The organism is Escherichia sp. KCJ4928, from assembly GCF_004352695.1.
Taxonomy (GTDB): Bacteria; Pseudomonadota; Gammaproteobacteria; order Enterobacterales; family Enterobacteriaceae; genus ECMA0423.
On sequence record NZ_SJWV01000582.1, the window covers coordinates 1 to 510 of the forward strand.

The window sequence follows — 510 nt, forward strand, 5'->3', positions numbered from 1 at the left end:
ATAGTATTCTATGACAAAGATAAAGATGTCACTAAGATACTTGATGGCCATTTAAGGGTTGAGGCTTTAAAAGACTTAGGTATAGAAAAAGCTCCATGTATACTTTCGAGCATAGATGATGCTTTCACTCCTAACAAACAAGTGAATCATATAAATGTAGTTGAAGAACATAGAATGATAATTAAGTCTCTGGCAAAAGTATCAATTGAAAAACTTAGTGCTGCTTTGGGCATATCTGTTGATGCCATAAAAGATAAAGCGAATGTGATGAACGGCATAGATTCAAGTGTAATTGCGAAACTTTCTGATAAACCTATACCTAAGGCTACATTTGACGTTTTGAGGAAAATGAAGCCAATTCGCCAAATTGAAGCAGTCGGTACAATGATTAATTTTGATAATTATAGTAAAAAATTTGCAATGAGCATCTTGGATGCAACACCGGCATCGATGATAGTAAATAAAGGGAAAAACACTCCCTATAAAAAGGACATAAAAAAAACCATACTT

At 33.5% G+C, this 510-nt stretch carries 1 protein-coding gene; it reads left to right on the forward strand.

All coding sequences use genetic code 11. The features are described from left to right. Window positions 1–510: plasmid partitioning protein RepB C-terminal domain-containing protein (locus E0D98_RS25700; RefSeq protein ID WP_276320459.1), on the forward strand; the 510-nt coding region annotated here is incomplete at both ends.